Origin of the sequence: Lentzea sp. NPDC004782 (assembly GCF_040609115.1) — a bacterium.
Taxonomy (GTDB): domain Bacteria; phylum Actinomycetota; class Actinomycetes; order Mycobacteriales; family Pseudonocardiaceae; genus Lentzea.
Genome location: NZ_JBEXJN010000001.1, coordinates 223,156 through 249,140, shown reverse-complemented (window position 1 = coordinate 249,140; position 25,985 = coordinate 223,156). Strand labels below are relative to the sequence as shown.

Here is a 25,985-nt window from a genome sequence, read left to right as displayed (position 1 = left end):
TACGTAGGGTCCCCGCGTGCAGTTGGAAAAGCGGGAAATCAGCCGGCCAGGCGGGTCAGGGCGTTGCGGACGTGGCCCTTCGTGTCCTTCAGGGCGGCGGCCGCGCGTTCGGTGGGTACGCCTGAGAGCAGGTGCACCAGCGCGACCTTGAGGTCACCGGCCGCGTCGGCCAGCGCCCGCGCGCAGTCGTTCTCGGCCAGCCCGGTGGCCTCGTGCAGGATCCGGATCGTGCGGCCGCGCAGCTTCGCGTTCGTCGCCCGCATGCTGACCATCAGGTTCGAGTAGGTGCGGCCGAGCTTGACCATCACCGCCGTCGAGAACGACGTCAGCACCAGCTTCTGCGCCGAGCCCGCCTTCATCCGGGTCGACCCGGCGATGGCCTCCGGGCCGGTGTCGAGCGCGACCAGGACGTCCGGCGTGATCGGCACCGAGGCGTTGTTCGACACCAGCACCGTGTGGGCGCCAAGCGCTTGCGCCTCTTCCAGCGCACCGATCACGAACGGCGTGCGCCCGGACGCCGTCACGCCCACGACCAGGTCTTTCGCGGTCGCCGAGCGGCGGATCTGGGCCGCGCCGGAGTGGTCCTCGACCTCCTCGACCGCGCGCACGAGCGCCTCGGAGCCGCCCGCGTGGTGGGCGACGAACCAGTCGGGAGGAGCGTTGAACGTCGGCACCAGCTCGGCGGCGTCCAGCGTCGCGAGCCGTCCGGACGTGCCGGCGCCGACGTAGTGGACGCGGCCGCCGGACATGATCGCCGTGACGCCGAGGTCGACCGCGCGGGCCAGCTCCGGCAGTGCCGCGGCGACCGCGGCGGGAACCGTGCGGTCCTCGTCGTTGATCATGCGCAGCACGTCGATCGTGGAGACCCGGTCGATGTCCGTCGTGCGAGGGTTCCGCTGCTCGGTCGGAGATTCCACGCGCACCACCACACCGTTCCGGGGGGAGATCATTTAGTCGTCTCCCGCGGCCGCCGACGGCCATCTGGTCTCGCGCCCAGCCGGTGACCGGACACCGCTTCGTAGGTCGCCTCCAGCGCGGTCTTCGCCGTGTCGACGTGGTGCTGGGCGACCCCGATGAACAGGCAGTCGATGACGGTGAGCTGAGCGATGCGGCTCGCCATCGCGCCGGAGCGGAACGTGGTCTCGCGCGCGGCCGTGGTCAGCACGAGGTCGGCGACCTCGGTGATGGGCGAACGCGGGAAGTTCGTCAGCGCGACGGTGGTGGCGCCGGCGTCCTTCGCCACGCGCAGCGCCTCGACCGTCTCCACGGTCGAGCCGGTGTGCGAGATGCCGACGGCGACGTCCTCGCCGGTCAGCACGGCGGCCGAGGTCAGCGCGATGTGCGTGTCGTTCCAGGCGAAGCAGGTGCGACCGATGCGGTGCAGCTTCTGCTGCAGGTCGAAGGCGACGAAAGCCGAAGCACCGAAGCCGTAGACGTCGACGCGGCGTGCGCCCGCGACGGCCTGGACGACCTTGCCGAGCGACTCGACGTCGAGCTGCTCAGCGGTCTCCTCGACGGCGCGGGCGTCGGCGAACGCGACCTTGCCGACGACCTGCTTCAGGTCGTCGCCCGGCCCGATGTCGCCGCCCATGTCGTGGTTGGCACGGGCGGCGCTGCGAGCGGTGTCGGCGGCGAGCGCGATGCGCAGCTCCGGGTAGCCGCCGACGCCGATGGCCTTGCAGAACCGCGTCACCGTGGTCTCACTCGTGCCCGCCTGCTCGGCGACCTCGGTGATGCTGCGGTGCGCGACCGTCGCCGGGTTCTCCAGCACCACCTTCGCGACGCGCTGCTCGGCGCGCGCGAGACCCGGCAGCAACGACCGGATCTTCACCAGTGGACTGGACTCGGCACTGCTCTCAGTGGACACGTGGGAAACTTACTAACCGCCACTCCGAGGGTCAACGGAGTGTGGGCGGAACTCACCCCAACTGTGTCCCAAAGTCACTCCATCGGCTCGAATGTCTGGCGGCGTGTCGGCGGAAGGTCACCGAACGTCGGGCTTCTTCCGCGTCGACACCGCGATCCGGTTCCACGAGTTGATGGTGAGGATCAGCGCGATGAGCTGGGCCAGCTCCTCCTCGCCGAAGTGCTTCGCGGCCTGCTCGTAGACCTCGTCGCTGACGTACTCGTGGCTGCTCAGCACGGTGATCGCCTCGGTGAGGCGCAGCGCGGCCCGTTCCTTCTCGGTGTAGATGTCCCCGGCCTCCTCCCACGCGTTGAGGAGGTAGATGCGCGCCTCGGACTCACCACCCTTCCGGGCGTCGACGGTGTGCATGTTGAGGCAGTAGGCGCAGTGGTTCAGCTGGGAGGCGCGGATGCGCACGAGCTCGGCCAGCTGCTCGTCGAGGCCCTCACGGGCGGCGGCGTCGAGGGCGATCATGGCGCGGTAGACCTTCGGGGCCTTCTTGGCGAGGTCGATGCGGTTCGTCATGCGAACAAACCTATGGCGCGGATTGGCCATGGTCGTGGTGCAATTCGATCGTGGAATCGTGGGCCAATCTCGACTTCCACCTGGACCTGTCCGGTCCCGGTGGTCTGCGGCAGCGGTTGACGGCGTCGCTGCGGGAGGCGGTCCGTTCGGCGCGGCTGCCCGCGGGGACGCGGCTGCCGGCCTCGCGGTCGCTCGCCGCCGACCTCGGGATCGCGCGCAACACCGTCGCCGAGGCGTACGCGGAGCTCGTCGCCGAGGGCTGGCTGACCGCGCGGCAGGGTTCCGGAACCGTTGTGGCGCAACGGGTCGCGCCGCCACCGCCGGTCACCCGCCGGACCGCCGAGCCAAACGTGCGGTTCGACCTGACGGTCTCCACGCCGGACATCACCGAGTTCCCGCGCACGGAATGGGTTCGCTCGACCCGGCGGGCGCTGATGGCGGCGCCGTCGGAGGCGTTCGGACCCGGTGACCCGCAGGGGCGGATCGAGCTGCGCACGGCGCTCGCGGAGTACCTGGCGCGGGCTCGCGGCGTGCGGGCCGATCCCGAACGGATCGTGGTGTGCTCGGGGTTCGCCGACGCCGTCCGGATGTTCAACCGGCTGCTCAGGCCACCGGTCGTCGTCGAGGACTACGGGCTGCCGGTCCACCGGTCGCTGTGGAAGTCGACGGTGCCACTGCCGGTGGACGACCACGGCGCGAACACCGAACAGTTGCCCGATGACCGGCGTGCGGTCGTGTTGACGCCGGCGCACCAGTTCCCGTTGGGCGGGCCTCTGCATCCACGGCGCCGCGCGTCGGCGGTGGAGTGGGCACGGCGCGTGGGCGGTCTTGTGCTGGAGGACGACTACGACGGTGAGTTCCGCTACGACCGGCAACCGGTCGGGGCCGTGCAGGGGCTTGATCCAGAGCATGTGGCTTATCTGGGCACGTCCAGCAAGGCGTTGTCACCGGCGTTGCGGATCGCGTGGATGGTGCTGCCGGACCGGTTCGTGGACCAGGTTCTGGCGTTGAAGACCGATCGGGAGCAGTACATCAGCATGCTGGATCAGCTGACGTTGGCGGACTTCCTGGCGTCCGGCGCGTACGACAGCCACGTGCGGCGCATGCGGTTGAAGTACCAACGGCGGCGCGACCGGCTCGTCGAGGCCGTCTCGCCGTACGCCGAGGTGTCCGGCATCGCGGCAGGTATGCACGCCGTGCTCGACACACCACACGAAGAGGCCATCGTGCGGACGGCGCGCGAACGCGGGATCGAGGTCAGTCCTCTCTCGTGGTTCCGGCACGAGCGGAGCGACGACGACCGGCGCGGGATCGTGGTGAGCTTCGGAGCGCCCGCGTTCCCACGGGCGCTCCCGTTCCTCACCGAGGTGCTAGCGGCGTGCCGGTGACCAGCCCTCGGCGGTGACATCGCCACGTGCGTGCACATAGACGCCACGGCCGTTGTACTGGCCTGCCTTGGTGTAGACGAACCGCGTCTTCGTCTGCTCCGTGGCAACCCATCGGCGTTCAGTGGTGGTGATCGTGCGGACGTCCTGCCACTGAGTGCCGTCCCAGTGCTGGACGGTCAGCTTGTCGCCCTTGTCGACGTCGACGAAGACCTCGACCGGCCGTTCCGCGACGAGCGTGCCGCCGGAAGTCGTTGCCCGCCACTGCTTTCCGCGCGACTGGACCGCGAGCGCGTTCGCCAGGCCGTCGGTGACGGCGCGGCGGGCCGGGTTGATGCTGCCCCAGTCGCGGGACGGGTGCACGCGGTTGGTCAGCAGGATCGCGATCGACCGCGAGGCCTTGTCGATCACGAGCGAGGTGCCGGTGTAGCCGGTGTGGCCCGCGGTGCCGGGGCCGCTCAGCCCGCCCATGTACCAGCGCTGGTTCAGCTCGAACCCGAGGCCGTGCGCGTCGTCCGGGAACTGCGGGTTGAAGTTGGTGAGCATCAGCTCGACGGAGTGCTCGGTGAGGATCCGGTGACCGCCGTAGGTGCCGCCGTTGAGGATCGTCTGGCCGAGGATCGCGAGGTCCTCGGCCGTGCCGAAAACGCCCGCGTGGCCGGCGACCCCGCCGAGGGACCACGCGTTCTCGTCGTGCACCTCGCCGCGGACCATGCCGCGCGGTGGCGCGGTCTGGAACTCCGTGGCGGCGGTGCGGTTGCGGGCCTTCGGGTTGTAGCCGGTGTCCTTCATGTTCAGCGGCTTGGTGATGCCGTCGCGGACGGCTTCGTCGAGGCGCTTGCCGCTGACCTTGTGGACCAGCTCGCCGAGCGTGATCAGGTTCAGGTCGGAGTAGACGTAGGTCGTGCCGGGCGTGGACTTCGGTTTCACGTCCATCACCGCTTTGATGCGTGACGGGATGTCCGGGTACAGCTTCCACAACGGGATGAACGGTTCGAGGCCGCTCGTGTGTGTGAGGAGCTGCTTGACGGTGATGTTCTCCTTGCCGTTCACGCCGAACTCGGGCAGGTAGGTGGCGACCTTCTCGTCGATGTCCACCCGGCCCTGCTCGACCTGCTGGATCACCGCGATCGACGTGAAGAGCTTGGAGACCGAGGCCAGGTCGAAGATCGTGTCCTGCTGCATCGGGACGCGTTCTTCTTCCGGCAGCTGGGTTTGCTGGTCCTTGTACAGAACGGCGTAGCCCGTGCGGTCGTGCGTGACGATCTTGCCGTCGTGCACGAGCATCGTGACGGCGCCGGCGAACAGCGGTTTGCCGTTGGCCTGCGGTTTCTGGAAGTCGCGCAGCTGACGCAGGGCCGCGTTGATCGGTTCGGGGTCGAGGTTGGCCCAGTACGGGTTGGACTCGCGCAGGGTCGTCCACGGGTGCGCGAACCCGTCCTGGGGCTGGTCGAAGTGACCGGGGATCACGGCCGTCACGACCGCGACGGCCAGTGCGGGGATGAGCATGACGTCCTCACCGGTAGCGCAGGTAGGGCAGGCGGGTGCGGCGGAACTGCTGCAGCTCCTGCTGCCACGCGCCGACGATCTCACCCAGAGGTGCCTGAGCGTCGATCATGGTGCGGAGCCGGTCGGAGCCGCTGAGCTTGTCGATCCAGTTGTCGGGCCGCCAGGCGAACACGCCGGGGTACAACGACTTGGTGGTGATCAGCATGGCCACTGCGGTCCTGATCGCGTCGAACTCGGCGGCATCGGTGACGTGCAGGGTGACGCCGCCGCAGGTCTTTCCCTGGAACTTGTTGAACGTCGGCGCGAAGTAGGTCTCGCGGAACCTGACTCCCTTGAGGTTCAAGGCGTTCAGCGTTTCGGCCCAGCGCCAGTCGATGCCGGGTGCGCCGACGGTCTCGAACGGGCGGGTGGTGCCGCGGCCCTCCGACAGCGCCGTGCCCTCGAACAGGCACGTGCCGGGGTAGACCAGCGCGGTGTCCTGAGTTGGCATGTTCGGGCTCGGCGGCACCCACGGCAGGCCGGTGTCGAGCTGATCTCTCCGCCAGCCTTCGACGTTGACGACCTCGAGTTTCGTGGTGAGACCGAACTCGCCCTGGAAGAACCTCGCCAGTTCACCGACGGTCATGCCGTGCTGCTGGACGATCGGCTTCAGGCCGACTCCGCTGGCGCAGGCGGGGTCGAGCTGCGGGCCGTTCGCCCTGCCGCCGACGGGGTTCGGGCGGTCGAGGACGAGGAAGTTCAGGTCCGGCGCGGCCTGCATCGCCGTGTACATCGACCAGATGTAGGTGTAGAAGCGCGCGCCGACGTCGGCGATGTCGAAGACGACCGTGTCGATGCCCGCCTTGGCGAACATCGCCTGGAGCTTGGTGGCGTTGGCGCCGTACGCGTCGTACACCGGGATGCCGGTGCGCGGGTCGGCGTAGTCGCCCTCGGAGCCGCCTGCCTGGGCCGTGCCGCGGAAGCCGTGTTCCGGGCCGAACACGGCTGCGGGCTTGGCGTCGTGCTCCACCATCGAGTCGACGATGTGGGTCTGGTCTTCGAGGATGCCGGTCGGGTTCGTGAGCACGCCGACCTTGCGGCCCTTCAGCTTGCGCCAGCCGTCCCGGGCGAGCTGTTCGGCGCCGGTGCTGAGCTTGCGGGCCGCGTCGGCGGTGCCGGTCGTGACGAGTGGGACGGACAGTGCGGTTGCCGCGAAGAACTGCCGTCGTCTCACCACGTCACCCCGTGCCCGAACGGGTACGGCGTCGGGCCCGGCACGTCGACCGGGAGCTTGCCCTGCGGTTTCGTCTCGCCGAGCAGGACCTTGGCCAGTGCCTCGACGGAGACGGTCGTGGTCGAGTAGGTGGCGAGCCACGTCTTGGCGTTGCTGTAGGCGACGTCGTACGGGTTGCCGGTGGCGACCGCGATGACCGGTTTGCCGGTGGCGACCAGCTGGTTGAGCAGGTCGAGCTGAGCTGGCCTGGTGCTGAGGTTGTTGGTCAGCACCACGATCTTGTCTGCGTTCGCGGCCGCCGCGAGTGCCTGCTGGATCTGCGGTGCGGTGGGGCTGGTCGCCGTGACGACCTTCGTGCCCTTGAGCCTGGTGGCGAGGGCGGTGGTCGTGGCGTCGCCGGTGCCGACGACCAGGGGAGCGGTCGCGTTGAGCGGGATGGCCTGGGCGTCGTTGCGGACGGCGGTGACGGTGCGGTCGGCGATCTTCTGCGCGGCCTGCGCGTTGGAGCCGACGATCTGGTCGACCTTGTTCACGTCGACCTCGGCGTTGAGCATGACGCCGCGCAGGAGCTTCATCTTGAGGATGCGCAGCACGCTCTCGTCGATGCGCTTCTCGGAGAGTTCGCCGCTGCGGACGGCCTTGACGACGCTGTCGATCGCGAGTCCGAGGTTCGGCGGCATCAGCAGCTGGTCGACACCCGCCTTGATGGCGAGGACCGGGATCTCGGCGTCGGAGTGGAGCTTGCGGACACCCGCCATCTCCAGCGAGTCGGTGATGATGACGCCGTCGTACTTGAGCTCCTCGCGCAGCAGGCCGGTGATGACCCGCGGGCTCAGCGTGGCCGGGTTGCCGGACGGGTCGATCTGCGGCACCTGGATGTGCGCGGTCATGATCGAGTCGATCCTGGCGGCGATGGCGGCCTGGAACGGCGGTGCGTCGATCTGACGCCACTGGTCGAGGCTGCGGTTGGACACCGGCAGGCTCGTGTGGCTGTCCTCGGACGTGTCGCCGTGGCCGGGGAAGTGCTTGGCGGTCGAGGTGACCGAGTCGGGATCGAACCAGCGGCGTCCCTCGTAGCCGGTGACCTGGGCTTTCACCATGTCGGCCGCGAGCTTCGGGTCGCTTGAGAAGCTGCGCACGCCGATGATCGGGTTCGCCGGGTTGGAGTTGACGTCGGCGTCCGGCGCGAAGTTCTGGTTGATGCCCATCGCGCGGAGCTCCTGGGCGGTGATCCTCGCGGCCTCCTCCGCGTCCTGCGTGCTGCGGCCGGCGCCGAGGGCCATGTTGCCCGGCAGCTGCGTGGCCGGGGGGCCGATGCGTGTGACGAGGCCCATCTCCTGGTCGGTCGAGATGAGCAACGGGATCTTGCTGGCCTTCTGCAGGCCGTTGGAGAGCTGCGCGATCTGCTTGGGCGTGTCGATGTTGTCGCGGCTCGAGTTGTTGAAGTAGATGACGCCACCGGGGTGGTACTTGCGGACCATCTCCGCGGGCGTGGCGACACCGAAGTCGGTCTGGTTCTTGGGGTGCGGGACGTCGGCGGCCTGGCCGTTGACGTAGGTGACGAAGAGCTGGCCGACCTTCTCCTCCAGCGACATCCCGCGCAACGTGGTCACCGAGGCGTCCGCTCTCGCCACCGGCGTGAGGGCGACCATGGTCGTGACCAGCGTCAACGCGGCGAACTTCCGCACTTGTCCGTGCCTCCCGGTGATGTTCCCACAGGTAACTGGCGTATTTCGCAAGTTACTCACGGCTGCGTGGTGGGTCAACGGGCGGACATTCTGCCGTTCGACGGTACTTCTTGACCGCACAAGCAGACGGGGCACCCTCGAAAGGGTGCCCCGTCGACAGCGCGGGCTTGCGAGTTACCAAGCGTGCAACTCGTGTCGTACAACCCTGGCCTCGGCGTCCGGCGTCCCGGTACGCAGGCCCTAGACGACAAGCCTCCCGCGGCGTGCTGCGCGTGGGTACTCGAAGTCCGCGCACGGAGCCCTGTCGGGGTGGAGTCTGGCTTCTCTTCGCCAGGTCCCTGGCCGACCCGAGGTCCGCACCACTCATTTAAGTGGGTGGGACAGGTCACGGCAAGGGCTCGGACGGGTGCACCGTTCAAGCCACGTTCAGTAGTGAAAGTACTGGCGTTTCTGGATTTGTGAGCATTTGTTCGTGTTCCGGTACCGCCACCAGGGCGGTGGCGTGCACTCACGCGGGCACCACGAGCGCGCCGCGTTGCCGCTACTCGCCGGTACCCGTCCCGAAGGGTGCGAATCCGGTTCGAGCTCTTGACTAGTCGCGGTTGCGCTTGCGCCGCAGGCCGTACCAGGCGGCTCCCGCGGCGGCCACCGCGCCGAGGCTGATGGCCGTGACCGCGACCGTCCGGCCCGACGGGGTGGGGATGCGGGCGCGCAGGCTCACCGGGTCGGAGAACTGCAGCACCGGCCAGTCCTTCTGCGCGGCGGTGCGGCGCAGGCTCCGGTCCGGGTTCACGGCCGTCGGGTGGCCGACGACCTCCAGCATCGGCAGGTCCGTGACGCTGTCGGAGTAGGCGTAGCTCCTGGTGAGGTCGTAACCGTGCTCGGCGGCGAGCTGCTTGATGGCGACGGCCTTGTTGTCGGCCGCGCAGTAGAAGTCGACGTCGCCGGTGTAGCGGCCGTCCTGGACGACCATCCTGGTTCCGACGCTGTAGTCGGCGCCGATCATCTGGGCGATCGGGGCGACGAGCTCCTCGCCGGACGCGCTCACGATGACGACGTCGTGACCTTCCGCCTTGTGGTCGGCGATCAACTGTGTCGCCTCTTTGTAGACAAGCGGATCGACGATGTCGTGCAGCGTCTCGCTGACGATGCTGCGGATCTGCTCGACGTCCCAGCCCGCGGCCAGTGCCGTGATGTGCGCGCGCATGCGGTCCATCTGGTCCGCGTCCGCGCCGGCGAGCATGAACACGAGCTGTGCGTATGCGCTCTTCAGCACCGCGCGGCGGTTGATCAGTCCCTCCTGGAAGAAGGGACGGCTGAACGCCAGCGTGCTCGACTTCGCGATCACGGTCTTGTCGAGGTCGAAGAAGGCGGCGATCCGACTCATGTAGCTCAGCTTAGGTGTACTCGTCAGTAGGCCGTTCGGGCGGCATTTCGATCGTGTACGAAACCGTTGTGGGACACGGTTACCGAAACTTGGCCCGCAGCTGTTGCCGAAGTTGCGCGCAGCACTGGCGCATGGGGATACAGTAGGAGAGTCCGGTTCGACGGACGGGTTCAGTCCGACCCCCCGGGACTGAACCATTGACGACCCCCGTCCCTCCCCCCTGGCGGGGGTCGTCCCATATCCGGGCCCCGTTTCCCGGCGGGTGCGACTGGACCTCTGCGGCCTTTTCCGTCGCTTTCGACGCCCAACCCCTCACCATCGCACAGGGGTCTGACACTCCCGGCGGTTCAGGCGCTTCAAGATCGCGACTTGTCCACACCCCGCGATTTGTCCACATCTCGATCTTCGCCCGTTGTGTCGTTCATCACGACGAACGACCGTGGTTCCCATGACCCACCCCACCGCCCTGCTCACGGACCAGGACCTCCTCGACGAGGTCCTCCGCCTGGCCGCCGCCGCGGACTGCCGCATCTCCTGCGCCCCCGACGTGACGTCTCTGCGCTCGCAATGGCACAGCGCACCCCTCGTCCTGCTCGACCCGGCCGCGGTCTCCGCCTGTCTGGACGCGAACTTCCCCCGCCGCCCCGGCGTCTGGGTCGTCCACGGCGGCGATCCGCCCTGGGCCCCGGCCGTGGCCCTCGGTGCCGACGGCGTCCTGGAGCTCCCGGTGGAAGGCCGCCTGCTGGTGAGCGCTCTCGCCGACGTGGACGAGGGCCCGCCCTCCGACCGCGGCAGGGTGGTGTCGTTCATGGGCGGCCGGGGAGGTTCCGGCGCCTCGATCCTCGCCATCGCCGTCGGCCGCGAGGCGGTGGCCGACGGCGGCGAGGCGATGCTCGTCGACTGCGACCCGCTCGGCGGCGGCATCGACCTGGCCCTGGGCACGGAGTCCGACGAGGGCGCCCGCTGGCCGGGCGTCCACTGCAGCGGCGGCAGAGTCCCGATGTCGGCCCTCCGCGCCGCCCTGCCCACCTCGGGCAGCCTGAGCATCCTGGCCTGCGACCGCACCGGCCCGGACCCAGAACCCGCCGCCGTGGCAGCAGTCCTCGACGCGGGCCGTCGCGCGGGCTGCACCGTGGTGTGCGACCTGCCCCGCCACCCGACCGCCGCCGCCTCGGCCGCCCTGGACCGCACCGACCTGACCGTCCTGGTCGTGCCGGCCGAAGTCCGCGCCACCGCAGCCGCCGCCCGAGTGGCCTCCCGCCTCCTCACCCAGGGCCGCAACCTCCGCCTCGTCGTCCGCGGCCCGTCACCCGGCAACCTGCAGCCCGCCGAGATGGCCGACGTGATCGGCGTACCGCTGCTGACCCAGATGCGTCCGGAACCGGGCCTCGCCGACGCGGTGGAGCGCGGCCGCTTCCCACACAGCGCCAAGGGCCCACTGGCCACCGCGGCCCGCCAGGTGCTCAAGGAGCTGCGCCCGTGACTCGCCACCTCCCCGATCCGCCCGCGACCATCGAGGCGGTGCCCGCGATCGGCCGAACGTCCGCCGCCGAGCGCAGATCCTCTGGTCCAAGAAAAGCCGCACGCAGGGCATGCCCTGCGTGCGTCAACCGAGCGGTGGCCGCCATGAAGCTCGAACTGAGTCGTGCGGAGTTGGCGATGACCGACCAGGCCATGACCTCCGAGCTGTCCGCGGCACAACGCGGACGAACTTCCGACCGTGGCGACCCGCCAGGCCCCGAACGCATTGCTCCCGTGACGTGTCTTAGCTGCGTCCGCCGGAGAGCGATCGCTTCGCAGGCACAAAAGGGCCGTGCCAAGTCACCCGAGCGCATCCCGGGAACTGCCGTCGGCTCGGTCGTCCGCGGCAGGTTTGGTCGCGGCGACTCGTCGGCGCAGAGCGATGCCGAACCTTTGCCGCCGTTGCGAGGTGCCACCAAGGCACGCCGAGTCCGGGCCGAGTCGGCGGCTGATCCGGTCGCGGGTGCCGCCGGGCCCGCTACCTCCCGCAAGCCCGTCTCGCCGCAGACCGAGATCCCCTCCACGCGAGAGGAACCGCACCCGTGATCCGTCTCCGCATCTGGTTGCGAATGCTGCGCAACCTCTTCGTCTACGGCCGACCCTTCCCACCCCAGTTCATCTTCGAGGAGTCGAAGGAGCCGAAGGAATGAGCCGCTTCCTCGTCTGGTGCCACGAAACCTGGCTCCGCCTGACCGGCCGCGAGGTCGTCCGCGGCCGGCACGCCCGACGCCCGGAGGCCGCGACGTGACCGCGGCGCTGATCGACCGCGTCCGCCATCGGCTGGCCGGCGCGGACGTGGAGATGACCGCTGCTGTGGTCGCGCACGCGGTTCGGTCCGAGGCGGGCGGGGTGCTGGCCGACTCGGACGTCTTGGAAGCCCTCCGAGTTCTTCGGCAGGAGTTCAGCGGTACCGGGCCGCTCGACCCGCTGCTGGCCGATCCCGGCACCACCGACGTCCTGGTCACCGCGCCGGACCAGGTGTGGGTGGACGGTGCGGCAGGTCTGCGTCGCACCGATGTCACGTTCCCCGACGAGGCCGCTGTCCGCCGCCTCGCCCAGCGGCTGGCGGTGGCGGCGGGGCGGCGTCTCGACGATGCCTCGCCGTGCGTCGACGGGTGGTTGCCGGACAGCGGGGTTCGGCTGCACGCGGTGCTTCCGCCGATCGCGGAGAGCACGTGTCTGTCTCTGAGAGTGCTTCGGCCGGCGACGCACGACCTCACGGCGCTTCAGGAGCTCGGCACGTTCGACGCGGAAATCGCCGAAGCGCTGCGCACGATCGTCCGCGGACGGATGGCGTTCCTGGTGGTCGGCGGCACCGGTTCGGGCAAGACGTCGCTGCTGTCGGCGCTGCTGGGGTGCGTGCCGGTGAACGAACGCATCGTGTGCGTGGAGGACGCGGGCGAGCTGCATCCGGATCACCCCCAGTTCGTGCGGCTGGTGGCGCGGCCGCCGAACGTCGAGGGCGCGGGCGAGATCACGGTTCGCGGCCTGGTGCGGGAGGCGCTGCGGATGCGGCCCGACCGGATCGTGGTCGGGGAGGTGCGCGGGGCGGAGGTTCGCGAGCTGCTCTCCTCGCTCAACACCGGGCACGAAGGTGGCGCCGGGACTCTGCACGCCAACTCACCGGCCGAGGTGCCGGCGAGGTTGGAGGCACTGGGTGCGTTGGGTGGGCTTGATCGGCACGCTCTGCACAGTCAGGTGGCTGCGGCGGTACGGCTGGTGCTCCACATGCGACGCCTGGACGACGGCGCGAGGGTGCTCAACGAGATCGGAGCTTTCGCGCGCACGGGAAGCGGACTCGCGGTCCGTCCAGTCTGGACAAGAGCGCACGGCTGGAGCGAGAAGGAGCTGCTGTGCTGAGCCTTCTGCTCCTCGCGACGGCCTTGCTGGTGTGGCCGCAGCTCACACCGCTCCGCAGGCTCAGGCCCAAAGGCAAGCGGGAAATCGTTGTGCCGCAATGGCTGTGGCCAGTGATTGCGGTTGTGATCACCTATCTCGTAGCAGGCATCGGCGGGCTGGTCGCCGGAGCGGTCCTCGCCGCGGTGATCTACCGCATCGTCAAGCAGGGCAAGCAGAACCGTGCGCTGAGAGCGGCCACGGAAGCGCTCAGCAACGGACTGGGCGGTGTGGTCGACGAGCTGCGGGCGGGCGCGCATCCCGCGGCTGCTGCCGAGGGCGCGGCCCAGGACACCCCGCCGCCGGCCGACGAGGTGTTGAAGGCGGCCGCGGCCACCGCGCGACTGGGCGGCGACGTCGAACGCACACTTCGCGATCTCCGCCAGCCACTCCTCGACACCGCCGTGGACCAGCTCGCCAAGGCGTGGCACGTGTCAGCGAAGCACGGCGTGGCGTTGGCCGACGTCCTGGACGCGACGAGACGCGACCTCGACCAGCGGGCGGCGTTCGCGCGGCAGGTGCACGCACGCATGGCAGGACCGAGAGCGAGTGCGGCGGTGCTCGCCGCGTTGCCGGTGTTCGGCTTGCTGCTGGGTGAGCTCAGCGGCGCCAGGCCGCTCCACACCCTCATGTCGACCACCGGAGGACAGCTCCTGCTCGTGCTGGGCGCGCTGTTCCTGGCGGCAGGGCTGTGGTGGACGAAGAGGATCACCGAGGTGCAGCCGTGACGTTCCTCCTCCTGGCGCTGGCGATCCTCGTCGCCCCGGTGCCGCGCAAGGCGATCGACCGGCTCAGACCGGCGACGCACGACCCGCCGCGGCGCGACACCGAGCCGGACGGTCCGTTCGAACGGGCCGCCGCGCTGGACCTGATGGCTGCTTGCCTCAAGGCCGGGTTGCCGGTGCCGACGGCGATCCGGGCCGCCGGCATCAGAGAGCTGGGTCAGGTCGCCGAACTGCTCGCGCTCGGCGCGGATCCCGTCGCCGCGTGGGAGTCGGCGTTGCGTCAGCCCACGACCGCCGCCCTCGCGCGGGCTGCGAGGAGGACCGCGCGGTCGGGAGCGGCGCTGGCCAGGCAGGCGGCCGAGCTGGCCGAGCGGACCAGGGCCGAGGCCGCCGATCAGGCCGAGGCGAAGGCGCAAAGAGCCGCGGTGGCGGTGGCGGCGCCGCTGGCGCTGTGTTTCCTGCCAGCGTTCCTGTGCCTCGGCGTGGTGCCGGTGGTGCTGGGGCTGGCCGACCAATTCCTCAGATGAAAGGACGACGAGAGATGGAACTGCTGAAGGACGACAGCGGCATGAGCACGGTGGAGTACGCGATCGGGACGTTGGCGGTGGCCGCGCTCGCCGGGCTGCTGTACGCGCTGTTCTCCAGTGACTGGATGCAGCACGAGTTGCAGGGGCTGATACAGCGTGCGCTGTCGTCGGTCTGATGACCGGGGCATGGTCACGGTGGAGGCTGCCATCGCGGTGTGCGCGCTGCTGGTGGTCATGGGATTTGCGGCTGCCGGTCTGACGGCGGTCATCGAGCAGATGCGGTGCACCGACGCGGCGAGAGAGGCCGCACGGCTCACGGCGCGCGGTGAGCGACAGCGTGGTGAGGACTCAGTCGGGCAGATCCTGCCCGGAGCGAGCGTCGCGTTCCGGGACGAAGGCGACGCCGTGCGGGTCGTCGTCACCAAACGCGGACCGCTGGGCGTGCCGCTCAGCGCGGAGGCGTTCGCCGTCGTGGAGCCGCGATGAACGGTGCAGCGCCTGGTGATGAGCGCGGTTCGGCTGCGGTGAGCGGCGTGGTGGCGATGTTGTTGCTGATCATCGTGATGATCACCGGTGCGCAGATCGGTGCGGCGCTCGTCGTGCGGCATCGGGTGACCGGTGCGGCTGATCTGGCGGCGCTCGCCGGTGCGGCGAGCGTGCCCGATGGCGACGAAGTCGCTTGTGAGCAGGCAAAACGCGTGGCCGAGAGCAACAGGTCCGTGCTCGAAAGCTGCTCGGTGAGCGGTTGGGAGGTGGTTGTTCAGGTGTCGGCCGTTACGCCGTTCGGCCCGGTGAACGCACGGTCGAGGGCAGGTCCGGCCGAAGATCGAAGCGTTTGGAGCGCGACGAGCGGTCGCCTTCCAGCGGTGAGCGGACTCACACCGGTGCCAGGACATGCTGAACGGTGATCGAACCAAACGCGCGGAGTTCAGTGGCTCTTCCTCGCAGGGGGCGTTCGCCGTCCCGTAGCTACCAGTTGTCGCGGCGGGGGTTACCAAGCCGGGGGCGGGTGTCGTTAGTTGTAGTGGCGGCACCGAGCGGGTGTCCTACGAAAACCGACACCACGTCGATGTCGAGTCAGAGCCTAGGAAGAAGGCGAAGGAAGATGGATTGGTCGGATAGCTGGCGCGGGGCCTTCCGCATCGAACTGCGTGCCGAGGCCGTCAGCCTCGCGTACCGCGGTTGGCCCGTGCTGCCCGGCACCTATCCGGCCGGTTCCGAGCAGGGCGTCACCCAGTGGGCGGGTCGCAGCGGGCTGGAGCTGCACGGCCCCATCCCCGTGCACCGCGACTGGGTGGACCGCATCGGCACGCGTCCCGACCAGGTCGCCACGTGGTGGACCGGTCGTTCCTACAGCCTTCTCGTCGCCACCGGCCACGTGGTGGACGCGATCGAGGTCGGCACCGACCTCGGCCGCCGCGCGGCCGTCGCACTGCGGTCGATCGGTGTTCCCGTGCCGATCGCCGCGACCCCGTCCGGCCGGTGGATGTTCCTCGTGAAGTCCGGCTCGAAGCTCAACACCGAGCTGGCCAACAACGCGGACGTGCACCACTACGCCAAGGGCGAGTACATCCCGCTGCCGCCCACCCCGATGGCGCACGGCGTCGTGCACTGGAGGGTCAAGCCGTCGATCTGCGGCTGGAACCTCCCGGACGCGCACGTCGTGCAGGACGCACTGGTCGAGGCGCTGCACGCCCCGGCCGGCTACCAGCTCGAAACCGTCTGACACAACTGAAACAAGCCCGGCCGTGCTGGGTGTCGTCGTGGACTCTCCCCGACAACCCCGAAGGCGATGCCCTGCACGGCCGTTCCAACCCCAGCCCGGTCCGATGATCGGCCCTCGTACCCCGCACTTCGGGGCCGCGGAGGACCGGGCGAAAAAGCCGAACACGCACCCCGAAGGACAGCCTCCCGCGAAAAACGACCGGGCCGAGGAACGTTAGTGGCAGGGCAACTGCTCTGCCGCGGTCGGTGAAGCCGGCTCCTCCCCGGAGTTCGTCCCAAGACAGTCGACACCGTCGCCTCCCGCGTGTCCTGTCGAGACGAACAACCAGATTCCACCGATGTTCCAAGGGATCCGGTCGCCAAGCGGTAGCAGGCGGGAAAACAGTGTTCGGCACGTGGAGAGGGCGCGCCGCAGGTACCCGTGAGCCTGCGGCGCGCCCCCGCGAAACTCAGAGAAGCTCGCAGTAGGCCGCGAAAGCTCTGGTCTGCTCCATGCTTCCCGGACGCGGGGCAGCGGCGGCGTCGAAGCCGAGGTCCCGGTCCCCGATGACCTGCTCGATCAGCGGGTGCCAACGCTGATCGAGCATTTTCAAACCCCACTCCAGAGCGCCGCGCTTCGAGGTCACCTCCGCGGTGTGCAGCGTGTAGAGCGTCCGGCAGTACTGCGCGACGATGTAGCGCTGAGTCCACGCGACGTCCATCGGTGCCCACGACTTGATGCCTTCCCACAGTTGCGGCAGGTCGGCACGCATCGTCGAGCGCAGCACCGCAGGCGGGACCTCGTCGACCAGCGAGGTGATCGGCGGGCCGTCCAGCACGATGCCGTGGTGGCGCAGGATCCAGCGGGCGTGCGGTGAGTTGCAGTGGGTGTCCCAGATGAGCGTGCGGTGGCCGTGGTCGTTGAACAGCCACGGAACCCCGAGACCAGCCACCGAGCGCAGCGACTCGACGTCGGCGTACGAGCCCTCGATCTCGGTCGACCAGTGGCCTGGTCGCAACGGGATCTGGTCGTGCAGCTCGCGCAGACCGGCCTCGGCAGAACCCGACGGCAGTTCGGTGCAGGCGACGATGAAGTCGCAGTCGCTGTGGACGTCACCGGCGCCCAGGGCGAACGAGCCCTGCACGTAGGCACCGACGTAGGTGGGACCGAGGATCGAGCGGACCGCCGAGACGAAGTCGGCGAGCAGTGCGTTCAGATCAGCGAATGGCGTGAACAAGGCAAACTCCAATGAACCCGTGGCCGTGAAGGGGACGGGCGCGGCGGAGCATCGGACTCAGCCGCGCTTAGGCGCGACGGGTCCGGTCAGTTGCGTTGCAGCTGCATGCGGTCACGCGGCCACCGTAGCCGGGCGACGCCGGACGAGTCAGGCGATTTTGCTCAGCACGACGTCCAGCACGAGCACGGCACCAGCCTTGTCCAGGGGCTCGTTGCCGTTGCCGCACTTGGGCGACTGCACGCACGACGGGCAGCCCATCGGGCACGAGCAGGAGCTGATCGCCGACCGCGTCGCCGAGAGCCAGGCGCGCAGCGCCTCGAAGCCCCTGTCCGCGAAGCCCGCGCCGCCCGGATGGCCGTCGTGCACGAAGACCGTCGGCATGCCCGTGTCCGGGTGAACGGCCGTCGACACGCCGCCGATGTCCCACCGGTCGCACGTCGCGAACAGCGGCAGCAGGCCGATCGCCGCGTGCTCGGCCGCGTGCAGCGCGCCGGGGATCCGTTTGCCCTCAACACCCGCAGCGACCAGCAACGACTCGTCGACGGTGTACCAGACGGCACGGGTCTGCAGCGTCTGCTCGGGCAGGTTCAGCGGTATCTGGTCCAGCACCACGCCGGACGGCAGCCGCCGCAGGTAGCCGACGACCTGCGTGGTCACCTCGACCTCGCCCAGGCACACCGACACGCCGTCGAAGTCGGTGCGCTCGATCTCCTGCACCACGGTGATGTCCACGCAGTCGCGCGGCTGCGTCGTCCACTCCGGGTCTTCGCGGTGCACCATCGCGAGGCCGTTGTCCAGGTCGAGCTCGTCGACCACGTACGCCCGCCCCTGGTGCAGGTAGACGGCGCCGGGGTGCACCTGCCAGCAGGCGGAGCCGGGGTCGACCGTGCCGAGCATGCGGCCGGAGTCGGCTTCCACGACGGCCACCTGGTCGCCGCCGGAGCCGCGGATGTCGACCCCGGCGTGCGGGCGGTCGTGCGAGGCCCAGTACCAGCCGGCAGGGCGTTTGCGCAGCAGTTTCTCCGCCACGAGCTCGGCCAGCACGGCCTCGGCCGGCGGCCCGCCGAAGTCGTCGAGGCAGGCGTGGGTCAACGGCATCTCGGCCGCGGCGCACGCCAGTTGCGGGCCGAGCACGTACGGGTTCATCGGATCCAGCACGGTCGCCTCGACCGGGCGGTCGAGCACCGCGGCCGGGTTGTGCACCAGGTAGGTGTCCAACGGGTCGTCGCGTGCCACGAACACCACAAGAGCGCTGTCACCGGACCGCCCGGCCCGGCCCGCCTGCTGCCAGAACGACGCGAGCGTGCCCGGGAAACCGGCGACCACCACGGCGTCCAGCCCGGCGATGTCGACGCCCAGCTCCAGCGCGTTCGTGGTGGCCACGCCGAGCAGGTCGCCGGTGGACAGCGACTTCTCCAGCGCCCGGCGCTCCTCCGGCAGGAACCCGCCCCGGTACGCGGCGACCCGTCCGGGCAGCTCACTGTCCACTTCGGACAGAATTCGCTGGGTGCCCAGAGCTGTCAGCTCGGCGCCGCGCCGCGACCGCACGAAGGCGAGCGACCGCGCGCCCTCGACCACGAGATCGGCCAGGATCCGCGAGGTCTCCGCACCGGCCGAGCGGCGCACGGGAGCACCGTTCTCACCCTCCAGCGAGGTCAGCGGCGGTTCCCACAACGCGACGGTCCGCGAGGCGCGCGGCGAGAAGTCGTCCACGACAGCGGAAACCGGTACCCCGAGCAGCCTTTCCGCGGAAGCGGAAGGATCAGCCACAGTGGCCGATGCCAGCACGAAGATCGGATCCGCGCCGTACTTGCGCGCGACCCGCCGCAGCCGCCGCATCAACAACGCCACGTGCGAACCGAAAACGCCGCGGTAGGAATGGCACTCGTCGATCACCACGTACTTCAGCCGGCGGAAGAACCGCAGCCATTTCGGGTGCTGCGGCAGGATTCCGCGGTGCAGCATGTCCGGGTTGGTGAACACCCAGTTGGCGTGCGCCTTGACCCAGTCGCGCTCGGCCATCGGGGTGTCACCGTCGTACGCCGCCGCACGGACCCCCTTGATGCCGAGCTCGTCGAGCGCGCGGAGCTGGTCCGCGCCAAGGGCTTTGGTCGGCGACAGGTACAGCGCGGTGGCCTTCGTGTCCGCCAAAAGAGTGGAAAGCACGGGAAGTTGGTAGGCGAGCGACTTGCCGGACGCGGTGCCCGTCGCGAGCACGACATGTGATCCGTACCACGCGAGAGAGGCCGCCTCGACCTGGTGCCGCCACGGTTCGCGCACCCCGATCTCGGTGAACGCGGCCACCACCGCGGGAGCGGCCCACGAGGGCCATTCCACGTGATCAGCCTGCCGCAACGGCAGATCACGCACGTGTGTGAGAGGTGACTCCCCGGCGGGTACTCCCGCCAGCACGCGGTCCAGCAACCGCCGTCCCTGATCCACCACGAGGCGAGCTTTGCACACGACACCGACACTTCTGCCTGGGGCGTGCTCGACTTCCTGCGCAGATAACGGTGTGTGCACGGATCGGGACGTTTCGTTGCCCCGTTGCAAGTACCCCCTAGACTCCCCGCTCATCGCATCCAATGAGGGATGCGTCACGTCGCGCTGGGCGGCTGGTCTGCCTTGGCGCTGCACATGGCAACTCACCAGGAGGACGGATGTCCCGGCAATTCCTCGCGGAGAGCCTCGAGCTCTCCGGGGGTGATCGCGGCGTCGTAGCCGTGGTCGCCGTGGTCGCCCTGGCTGCTCTCGCCGTCGGGTACGTGCTGCTCAGGGAGGTGCTGGCCGCGGGCCAGGGCACCCCGAAGATGCAGGACATCGCCAAGGCGGTTCAGGAGGGCGCAGCGGCCTACCTCAACCGGCAGTTCCGCACGCTCGGCATTTTTGTCGTGATCGTGTTCGTGCTGCTGTTCGCGCTACCGGCAGATGATCTCGCCGAACGAATCGGCAGGTCGTTGTTCTTCATCGTCGGTGCCGCGTTCTCGGCGACGATCGGCTACCTGGGCATGTGGTTGTCCACGCGCGCCAACGTGCGTGTTGCCGCCGCCGCGAACGAAGGTGAAGGCGGTCGCGAAAAGGCGATGCGCGTCGCGTTCCGCACCGGTGGTGTCGTCGGCATGACGACGGTCGGCCTCGGTCTCTTCGGTGCCGCGCTGGTCGTGCTCGTGTACGCCGGCCAGGCCCCGAAGGTGCTGGAGGGCTTCGGTTTCGGCGCCGCGCTGCTCGCGATGTTCATGCGTGTCGGTGGCGGCATCTTCACCAAGGCCGCCGACGTCGGTGCCGACCTGGTCGGCAAGGTCGAGCAGAACATCCCCGAGGACGACCCCCGCAACGCCGCCACCATCGCGGACAACGTGGGCGACAACGTCGGTGACTGCGCCGGCATGGCCGCGGACCTCTTCGAGTCCTACGCCGTGACGCTGGTCGCGTCGCTGATCCTCGGCACCGCCGCGTTCGGTGCGCAGGGCCTGCTGTTCCCGCTGATCGTCCCCGCGATCGGCGTGCTGACCGCGGTCATCGGTGTCTACACGACGAGCGCGAAGACGGGCGAGAGCGGCCTCACGGCCATCAACCGCTCCTTCTACATCTCCGCGGTCATCTCCGCCGTCCTGTGCACGATCGCGGCGTTCGCGTTCCTGCCGAGCTCCTTCGCGGACCTCAACGGCATCAGCGACTCGATCAAGGCCACCAGCGGCAACCCGGCGCTGATCGCGTCCGTCGCGGTGATCATCGGCATCGTGCTGGCCGGCGTCATCCTCTGGCTGACCGGCTACTACACCGGCACCGACCACAAGCCGGTCAAGGAGGTCGGCCAGACCTCGCTGACCGGTGCGGCCACGGTGATCCTGTCCGGCATCTCGGTCGGTTTCGAGTCGGCCGTCTACACCGCGCTGGTCATCGGTGCCGCCGTCTACGGCGCGTTCCTGCTCTCCGGTTCGGTCGTCGTCGCGCTGTTCGCGATCGCGCTGGCCGGTTGTGGTCTGCTCACCACCGTCGGTGTCATCGTCGCGATGGACACCTTCGGCCCGGTTTCGGACAACGCGCAGGGCATCGCCGAGATGTCCGGTGACGTGCACGGCGAGGGCGCGCAGATCCTCACCGAGCTCGACGCGGTCGGCAACACCACCAAGGCCATCACCAAGGGCATCGCGATCGCGACGGCCGTGCTGGCCGCGACGGCGCTGTTCGGTTCCTACCGCGACGCGATCGAGCAGGCCGTGATCAAGGTCGGCAACGTCGCGGGCGACCTGCCCGTGTCGTTCACCAACCTGGTGTTCAGCCCGAACGTCCTCGTCGGTGTCGCCATCGGCGCGGCGGTCGTGTTCATGTTCTCGGGTCTCGCGGTCAACGCCGTGACGCGCGCCGCCGGTGCCATCGTGTTCGAGGTGCGCCGCCAGTTCCGCGACAACCCCGGCATCATGGACGGCACGGTCAAGCCGGAGTACGGCAAGGTCGTCGACATCTGCACCAAGGACTCGCTGCGCGAGCTCGCGACGCCGGGTCTGATGGCCGTGCTCGCCCCGATCGCCGTCGGCTTCGGTCTCGGCGTCGGCCCGCTGGCCGGCTACCTGGCCGGTGCGATCGCGACCGGCACGCTCATGGCGGTCTTCCTGGCCAACTCCGGTGGTGCCTGGGACAACGCCAAGAAGCTGGTCGAGGACGGCAACCACGGTGGCAAGGGCTCCGACGCCCACGCCGCGACGGTCATCGGCGACACGGTCGGCGACCCGTTCAAGGACACCGCCGGTCCCGCCATCAACCCGCTGATCAAGGTCATGAACCTGGTCTCGGTGCTGATCGCGCCCGCCGTCGTCACCTTCTCCATCGGTGCCAACGCGTCCGACGCGCTGCGCATCGCGATCGCCGTGGTCGCGGCACTGATCATCGTCGCCGCGATCGTCGTGTCGAAGCGTCGTGGCACCGCGATCGCGGACACGCCCGCGGAGACCGTGAGCAACGGCGCCGCGTAGTTCCGCACTCCACGGTCGGGGTACGTTCGGGGCATCCCCCGACGTACCCCGACCGAGGAGTTACGACATGAGGCTCCGCCTCGTCGCCACTGCCGTGATCACCGCCGCCGCGCTGGCCGGGTGCACCAACGGCGGCAACTCCGGCACCTCTGCGACGCCCACCAGCGGCGCGGCCAGCCCCGCGGCCATCGCCTACATGGACAAGGTGTGCGGCGCCGCGTCCGAGTTCGCCAAGGTCGAGAAGACCGCCCCGAAGCTCGACGCCGGCGACTCCGCCAAGCTCAAGGCCGAGATGGCCGCCTACATGGGGCAACTCGCCGACGCCTTCACCAAGTCGGCGAACGGCCTCAAGAACGTCGGCCCGTCTCCCGTCGCGGGCGGCGAGGACGCCGTCAACAAGATGGCCGAGGCCTTCACCTCCCTGGGCACCGTCTTCGGCGACGCCAAGACGAGGATCGAGCAGGCCGACGCGAACGACGCCACCGGAGGTATGCAGGCCGCGGGAGAGGCCATCGCCAAGCTCTCCGAGCTCGCTGACCCGCTGCGCGACCTCAAGGCCGTTCCGGAGCTGCAGAAGGCCACCCAGAGCGCGCAGAAGTGCCAGGAGATGCAGCGCCTCAACATCACGCCGACGAGCTGAGCCAGGCCGTCCGGAGTAGCTTCCGGCCCATGCGTCACACAGCCATCGCGCTTCTGACCAGTTCTCTGCTCGTGGTCACCGCGTGCAGCAGCGGAGGTTCGTCCAAGTCCTCGGCGCCGGCCACCCCGAACGAGGCCGACGTCGTGTCGTGGATGGACAAGGTCTGCGGAGCCGTCGACGGCACCGTGAAGGCCATGTCCGACGAGCCCGGCATCGACATGAACGACCCGGCGAAGCTCAAGACCGGTCTGTCGGACTGGCTCGGCACCAAGGTCGCCGCGGCCGACAAGTCGATCGCGGACCTCAAGGCGCTGGAGAACGGCCCGCACCCGAAGTCGAAGGAGCTGGTCACGACGGCGGAGGACGGCATGGGGCAGATCAGGACCCTGCTCGCCGACACCAAGTCGAAGCTCGACTCGTCCACCGATCCGACGCAGGTCGTGGCGGCGTTCACCGAGATGATCGGCAAGGCGTCCGCGCTGGAGAAGTCCGGCGCCGACGTGCAGAAGAAGTTCGACGAGACCGGTCTCGGCGACGCCGCCAAGAAGGCGCCCAACTGCAAGGGCCTGGAGACGGCGTCCAGCTCGACCCCGACGTCCTGACGCACACCGGAATCCCCTCGGACCGGATCGCCCGAACGTGTACCGTTCGGCGATCCGGTTCGACCTGTCCTGGGGGATTTCACCATGAACGCACGTTTGAGATTCGTTGCCGCCTGCGCTGGTACCGCACTGGCCCTGGCCGGCTGCTCCAACTCCGCCGCGCCTTCCACGCAGAGCACCACGCCCGCGCCCACCACGACGTCCGCCGCTGCGCCCGCCGCCGACCCGGTCAAGTGGGCCGGGGCCTTCTGCGGCGGCACCACGCCGGTGCTGACGGGCGCGGCCGAGCTCATCAGCGTCGCCACGACGAACGCCGGCAACCCGGTCGCCCTCAAGGAGGGCATGCTCAAGATCCTCGACACCGGCGCGAAGTCGCTGGCCGACGCCGAGAAGAAGCTCAAGGAGGTCGGCGCGCCCGGCCCGGAGGCCAAGCAGCTGCACGACGACCTGGTGAAGATGTTCGGCGACGGTGCCAAGGAGTACGTGACGGTCGCCGAGCAGATGCGCAAGCTCGACGCCAACGCCCCCGACTTCATGGACCAGGTCCAGAAGCTGGGCGGCGAGTCCGCGGACCCGTCGAAGCTCGCCGACCAGATCAAGAAGCTCGACGCGGACCCGAAGTACAAGGACGCCATCGCGAAGGCGCCCGAGTGCACGGAGATGCGCACCAAGCTCGGCAAGCTCCTGGGCCGGTGAAAGCGGGCATGATCACGGTGGTGGTCGCCGCAGCGGCGATCACCACCGCGTGCGGTGCGAACCCGGGAACAGACCAGAAAGCCACCACCGTCAGCACGCCCACCACGACGTCCGACGTGGCCGGTGCCGACCCGGCGGCGTGGTTCGAGGCGTACTGCGGTCCGATGGGTGCCGTGGAGGTCGCACGGTCCCAGATCGGGAGCAACGCCGCGCAGGGGCGGGAAGCCGTGAAGGACGCCGTGGTGGCCTGGGCGTCGCTGGCCGCCGCGTCCGACCGCAAGGCGGCGGACGACCTGGAGAAGCTCGGCCCGATGGGATCTGACGTCCGCAACCCGCACGACCGGTTGATCGAGTCGTTGCGGGTCTCCGCGAAGGGCTTCGAGGAGGCGTCCGGACGGTTGCGGACCCTGGCTGCCGACGAGACGTTCCCGGAGCGGTATCGGCAGGTCATGGCCACCAGCGGGGACACGGCGCGAGAGAACGCGGAGGCGATGTTCAAACAGATCCTGGGCACGCCGAAGTACGCCGAGGCGTTCCGGGAGACCAAGGTGTGCGCGAACTGGCAGGCACTGGCCAAGGGAAAATAGCCGCCATGAGGACGCGCCTGCTCGCCGCTGTGCTGGCCACAGCGGTGCTGACCAGCGCCTGTGGTTCCGACGAGGACAAGCCGCTCACCGACGCCCAAGGGCAGTGGATCGACGCGTTCTGCGGCGCTCTGGTGCCCGGCATGAAGGCCGGACTGGAGCTGAGGGCCACGGACCCGGCCGACGCCAAGGCGGTCAAGACGGCCTACCTGAAGCTCGTCACCGCCAACGCGACCGCGTTCGTCGACGCGGAGAAGAAGCTCAAGGAGCTGGGGCCGCCGTCGGACGAGCTGAAGGACGTGCACGAACGGCTGATGAAGTACGTCGGCGAGTCGGCCAGGTCCTACGCGGCGGCCCAGGCCCCGGTCGAGAAGCTCGAACCGAACGCGCAGTTCTGGGAGAGCGCGGAGAAGGCGCTCGCCGACACCTCGCAGGTGAGCAGCCCGGAGGAGCTGCGCGCGACCTTCGACGCGCTGGAGAAGTCGCCCAAGTACGCGGCCGCGATCGGCAAGTCCGTTCCGTGCGGTGAGCTCAAGAGCGGCGGTCAGCGGTAGTCGCTCGACCGGCGTAGTCACAAGCGCACCACTGGTCACAGTCGAACGCCTGTTCTACTCTGTGGGCCGTGGTTGGGCAGCTGTCCTTCTTCTCGGCCGAGGCGCGCACGCCGGCCAAGGCGGACCTCGCCGGCCTGCTCTGCGGGCCGGGGCAGGCCGTCAGCTTCGCACGCGGCACGGCTGCCCGCGTGTACGTCGAGCTGCGTGACGAGTGGCGGCACCGGCCGCTCAAGCAGGCGTGTGACGAGCGCGGCGTCACGACGGAGCTCTGCGTGAACGAAGAGGGCACGCGGTTCGTCCGCACGCCGTTCCGCACCGATCTCACCCCACTGGCCGCCCGCTGGCTGGACGGATCCGTCAAGCGGGTGCCGTCCGACTTCGAGCTGAACGGAGCAGTGCTGCGAGTGTGGGCACTGGCGGCGGGCAGCTGGATGGAGTCGGCGTACCTCCTCGGTTTGGACCCCAACGCACCGCAGACACACGAACCGTTGCAAAATGCCCTGCTCGCATCCGGACTTCCGTGCACCCTGGTAGGGGCTCCGGCGTTGCGGGTAACCGGCCGACGAAGGCTGGCTCGGCTCGCTGAGCTGGTCGGGAGCCCTCCGCACGGAGTGGCGATGAGCACCTGGCCGGCGGCCTGAGCGGGCGGTCCGGCAAGGTTGTGTCACTCTGTCTCGTCGTACAGGCGTCGCGGATGGTGTGCTTTTCGGCC

At 69.3% G+C, this 25,985-nt stretch carries 25 protein-coding genes; 16 read left to right on the top strand and 9 right to left on the bottom strand.

Going from position 1 to position 25,985, the window contains the following annotated elements:
* Nucleotides 1-38: 38 nt before the first annotated feature.
* From ABZV40_RS01170 to ABZV40_RS01160, 3 genes are all read right to left on the bottom strand, one after another.
* The gene (locus ABZV40_RS01170; protein WP_355433931.1) at nt 39-950 is read right to left on the bottom strand and encodes an N-acetylmuramic acid 6-phosphate etherase; all 912 of its coding nucleotides are present in this window, start codon (nt 948-950) and stop codon (nt 39-41) included.
* Nucleotides 947-1,867, bottom strand: a complete 921-nt coding sequence (locus ABZV40_RS01165) for a MurR/RpiR family transcriptional regulator (RefSeq protein ID WP_355433929.1) — start codon at nt 1,865-1,867, stop codon at nt 947-949. The genes ABZV40_RS01170 and ABZV40_RS01165 overlap by 4 nt, the downstream gene beginning before the upstream one ends.
* A gap of 117 nt (nt 1,868-1,984) precedes the next feature.
* Nucleotides 1,985-2,431 (bottom strand): carboxymuconolactone decarboxylase family protein, encoded by a 447-nt coding sequence (locus ABZV40_RS01160; protein WP_355433927.1) that lies wholly within the window; start codon nt 2,429-2,431, stop codon nt 1,985-1,987.
* 50 nt (nt 2,432-2,481) lie between these two features.
* On the opposite strand from ABZV40_RS01160, the gene ABZV40_RS01155 reads away from it, so the two are divergent.
* Nucleotides 2,482-3,819: a PLP-dependent aminotransferase family protein gene (locus tag ABZV40_RS01155; protein WP_355433925.1), complete on the top strand. Its 1,338-nt coding sequence runs from the start codon at nt 2,482-2,484 to the stop codon at nt 3,817-3,819.
* Here the strand turns inward: ABZV40_RS01155 and ABZV40_RS01150 are convergent.
* From ABZV40_RS01150 to ABZV40_RS01135, 4 genes are all read right to left on the bottom strand, one after another.
* On the bottom strand, nt 3,802-5,325 hold the full coding sequence (locus ABZV40_RS01150) for a serine hydrolase domain-containing protein (RefSeq protein ID WP_355433923.1): 1,524 nt from the start codon (nt 5,323-5,325) through the stop codon (nt 3,802-3,804). The genes ABZV40_RS01155 and ABZV40_RS01150 overlap by 18 nt on opposite strands.
* A gap of 7 nt (nt 5,326-5,332) precedes the next feature.
* Nucleotides 5,333-6,538: a DUF1343 domain-containing protein gene (locus ABZV40_RS01145; RefSeq protein WP_355433921.1), complete on the bottom strand. Its 1,206-nt coding sequence runs from the start codon at nt 6,536-6,538 to the stop codon at nt 5,333-5,335.
* Entirely contained in the window at nt 6,535-8,190 is a 1,656-nt protein-coding gene (locus ABZV40_RS01140; protein ID WP_355434118.1) for a glycoside hydrolase family 3 N-terminal domain-containing protein, read from the bottom strand. Before ABZV40_RS01140 ends, ABZV40_RS01145 begins: the two co-directional genes overlap by 4 nt.
* 628 nt (nt 8,191-8,818) lie before the next feature.
* The gene (locus tag ABZV40_RS01135) at nt 8,819-9,613 is read right to left on the bottom strand and encodes an HAD-IB family hydrolase (protein WP_355433919.1); all 795 of its coding nucleotides are present in this window, start codon (nt 9,611-9,613) and stop codon (nt 8,819-8,821) included.
* Between the two features lie 448 nt (nt 9,614-10,061).
* Between ABZV40_RS01135 and ssd the strand changes: the two genes are divergently transcribed.
* The 8 genes from ssd (at nt 10,062) to ABZV40_RS01095 (ending at nt 16,008) form a co-directional block, all read left to right on the top strand.
* Nucleotides 10,062-11,096, top strand: coding sequence for a septum site-determining protein Ssd (ssd, locus tag ABZV40_RS01130; protein WP_355433917.1), 1,035 nt, complete (start codon nt 10,062-10,064; stop codon nt 11,094-11,096).
* A 782-nt stretch (nt 11,097-11,878) separates the two neighbouring features.
* Nucleotides 11,879-12,994, top strand: a complete 1,116-nt coding sequence (locus ABZV40_RS01125) for a TadA family conjugal transfer-associated ATPase (protein WP_355433915.1) — start codon at nt 11,879-11,881, stop codon at nt 12,992-12,994.
* On the top strand, nt 12,988-13,758 hold the full coding sequence (locus ABZV40_RS01120; RefSeq protein ID WP_355433913.1) for a type II secretion system F family protein: 771 nt from the start codon (nt 12,988-12,990) through the stop codon (nt 13,756-13,758). The genes ABZV40_RS01125 and ABZV40_RS01120 overlap by 7 nt, the downstream gene beginning before the upstream one ends.
* On the top strand, nt 13,755-14,282 hold the full coding sequence (locus ABZV40_RS01115) for a type II secretion system F family protein (protein WP_355433911.1): 528 nt from the start codon (nt 13,755-13,757) through the stop codon (nt 14,280-14,282). The genes ABZV40_RS01120 and ABZV40_RS01115 overlap by 4 nt, the downstream gene beginning before the upstream one ends.
* Before the next feature lie 14 nt (nt 14,283-14,296).
* Entirely contained in the window at nt 14,297-14,458 is a 162-nt protein-coding gene (locus ABZV40_RS01110; RefSeq protein WP_355433909.1) for a DUF4244 domain-containing protein, read from the top strand.
* 10 nt (nt 14,459-14,468) lie between these two features.
* Entirely contained in the window at nt 14,469-14,768 is a 300-nt protein-coding gene (locus tag ABZV40_RS01105) for a TadE family type IV pilus minor pilin (RefSeq protein ID WP_355433907.1), read from the top strand.
* Nucleotides 14,765-15,190, top strand: coding sequence for an Rv3654c family TadE-like protein (locus tag ABZV40_RS01100; protein WP_355433905.1), 426 nt, complete (start codon nt 14,765-14,767; stop codon nt 15,188-15,190). The genes ABZV40_RS01105 and ABZV40_RS01100 overlap by 4 nt, the downstream gene beginning before the upstream one ends.
* Before the next feature lie 197 nt (nt 15,191-15,387).
* Nucleotides 15,388-16,008 carry a bifunctional DNA primase/polymerase gene (locus ABZV40_RS01095; RefSeq protein ID WP_355433904.1) on the top strand — a complete coding sequence of 207 codons (621 nt, stop codon included), beginning with the start codon at nt 15,388-15,390 and terminating at the stop codon, nt 16,006-16,008.
* 448 nt (nt 16,009-16,456) lie between these two features.
* On the opposite strand, the gene ABZV40_RS01090 is transcribed toward ABZV40_RS01095, so the two are convergent.
* A complete protein-coding gene (locus tag ABZV40_RS01090; protein WP_355433902.1) occupies nt 16,457-17,224 on the bottom strand; it encodes an aminoglycoside adenylyltransferase domain-containing protein in 768 nt (255 codons plus the stop codon).
* A gap of 147 nt (nt 17,225-17,371) precedes the next feature.
* On the bottom strand, nt 17,372-19,687 hold the full coding sequence (locus ABZV40_RS01085) for a DEAD/DEAH box helicase (RefSeq protein ID WP_355433900.1): 2,316 nt from the start codon (nt 19,685-19,687) through the stop codon (nt 17,372-17,374).
* A 197-nt stretch (nt 19,688-19,884) separates the two neighbouring features.
* On the opposite strand from ABZV40_RS01085, the gene ABZV40_RS01080 reads away from it, so the two are divergent.
* The 7 genes from ABZV40_RS01080 (at nt 19,885) to ABZV40_RS01050 (ending at nt 25,914) form a co-directional block, all read left to right on the top strand.
* Complete coding sequence (locus tag ABZV40_RS01080) at nt 19,885-22,197, top strand: sodium-translocating pyrophosphatase (protein ID WP_355433898.1); 2,313 nt, start codon at nt 19,885-19,887, stop codon at nt 22,195-22,197.
* Between the two features lie 67 nt (nt 22,198-22,264).
* A complete protein-coding gene (locus ABZV40_RS01075; protein ID WP_355433897.1) occupies nt 22,265-22,837 on the top strand; it encodes a hypothetical protein in 573 nt (190 codons plus the stop codon).
* A 29-nt stretch (nt 22,838-22,866) separates the two neighbouring features.
* A complete protein-coding gene (locus tag ABZV40_RS01070) occupies nt 22,867-23,439 on the top strand; it encodes a hypothetical protein (RefSeq protein ID WP_355433895.1) in 573 nt (190 codons plus the stop codon).
* Between the two features lie 84 nt (nt 23,440-23,523).
* Nucleotides 23,524-24,135 (top strand): hypothetical protein, encoded by a 612-nt coding sequence (locus ABZV40_RS01065; protein ID WP_355433893.1) that lies wholly within the window; start codon nt 23,524-23,526, stop codon nt 24,133-24,135.
* A gap of 8 nt (nt 24,136-24,143) precedes the next feature.
* Nucleotides 24,144-24,722, top strand: coding sequence for a hypothetical protein (locus ABZV40_RS01060; protein ID WP_355433891.1), 579 nt, complete (start codon nt 24,144-24,146; stop codon nt 24,720-24,722).
* Nucleotides 24,723-24,727: 5 nt separating this feature from the next.
* The gene (locus ABZV40_RS01055; RefSeq protein WP_355433890.1) at nt 24,728-25,273 is read left to right on the top strand and encodes a hypothetical protein; all 546 of its coding nucleotides are present in this window, start codon (nt 24,728-24,730) and stop codon (nt 25,271-25,273) included.
* Between the two features lie 68 nt (nt 25,274-25,341).
* Nucleotides 25,342-25,914 carry a hypothetical protein gene (locus tag ABZV40_RS01050; RefSeq protein ID WP_355433888.1) on the top strand — a complete coding sequence of 191 codons (573 nt, stop codon included), beginning with the start codon at nt 25,342-25,344 and terminating at the stop codon, nt 25,912-25,914.
* Nucleotides 25,915-25,985: the final 71 nt, after the last annotated feature.

Coding starts and splice junctions, on each gene's coding strand:
- ABZV40_RS01170 (WP_355433931.1), bottom strand. CDS start 950: ATGATCTCCCCCCGGAACGGTGTGGTGGTGCGCGTGGAATCTCCGACC.
- ABZV40_RS01160 (WP_355433927.1), bottom strand. CDS start 2,431: ATGACGAACCGCATCGACCTCGCCAAGAAGGCCCCGAAGGTCTACCGC.
- ABZV40_RS01150 (WP_355433923.1), bottom strand. CDS start 5,325: ATGCTCATCCCCGCACTGGCCGTCGCGGTCGTGACGGCCGTGATCCCC.
- ABZV40_RS01140 (WP_355434118.1), bottom strand. CDS start 8,190: ATGGTCGCCCTCACGCCGGTGGCGAGAGCGGACGCCTCGGTGACCACG.
- ABZV40_RS01135 (WP_355433919.1), bottom strand. CDS start 9,613: ATGAGTCGGATCGCCGCCTTCTTCGACCTCGACAAGACCGTGATCGCG.
- ssd (WP_355433917.1), top strand. CDS start 10,062: ATGACCCACCCCACCGCCCTGCTCACGGACCAGGACCTCCTCGACGAG.
- ABZV40_RS01110 (WP_355433909.1), top strand. CDS start 14,297: ATGGAACTGCTGAAGGACGACAGCGGCATGAGCACGGTGGAGTACGCG.
- ABZV40_RS01105 (WP_355433907.1), top strand. CDS start 14,469: ATGGTCACGGTGGAGGCTGCCATCGCGGTGTGCGCGCTGCTGGTGGTC.
- ABZV40_RS01100 (WP_355433905.1), top strand. CDS start 14,765: ATGAACGGTGCAGCGCCTGGTGATGAGCGCGGTTCGGCTGCGGTGAGC.
- ABZV40_RS01095 (WP_355433904.1), top strand. CDS start 15,388: ATGGATTGGTCGGATAGCTGGCGCGGGGCCTTCCGCATCGAACTGCGT.
- ABZV40_RS01080 (WP_355433898.1), top strand. CDS start 19,885: ATGTCCCGGCAATTCCTCGCGGAGAGCCTCGAGCTCTCCGGGGGTGAT.
- ABZV40_RS01075 (WP_355433897.1), top strand. CDS start 22,265: ATGAGGCTCCGCCTCGTCGCCACTGCCGTGATCACCGCCGCCGCGCTG.
- ABZV40_RS01070 (WP_355433895.1), top strand. CDS start 22,867: ATGCGTCACACAGCCATCGCGCTTCTGACCAGTTCTCTGCTCGTGGTC.
- ABZV40_RS01065 (WP_355433893.1), top strand. CDS start 23,524: ATGAACGCACGTTTGAGATTCGTTGCCGCCTGCGCTGGTACCGCACTG.
- ABZV40_RS01060 (WP_355433891.1), top strand. CDS start 24,144: ATGATCACGGTGGTGGTCGCCGCAGCGGCGATCACCACCGCGTGCGGT.
- ABZV40_RS01055 (WP_355433890.1), top strand. CDS start 24,728: ATGAGGACGCGCCTGCTCGCCGCTGTGCTGGCCACAGCGGTGCTGACC.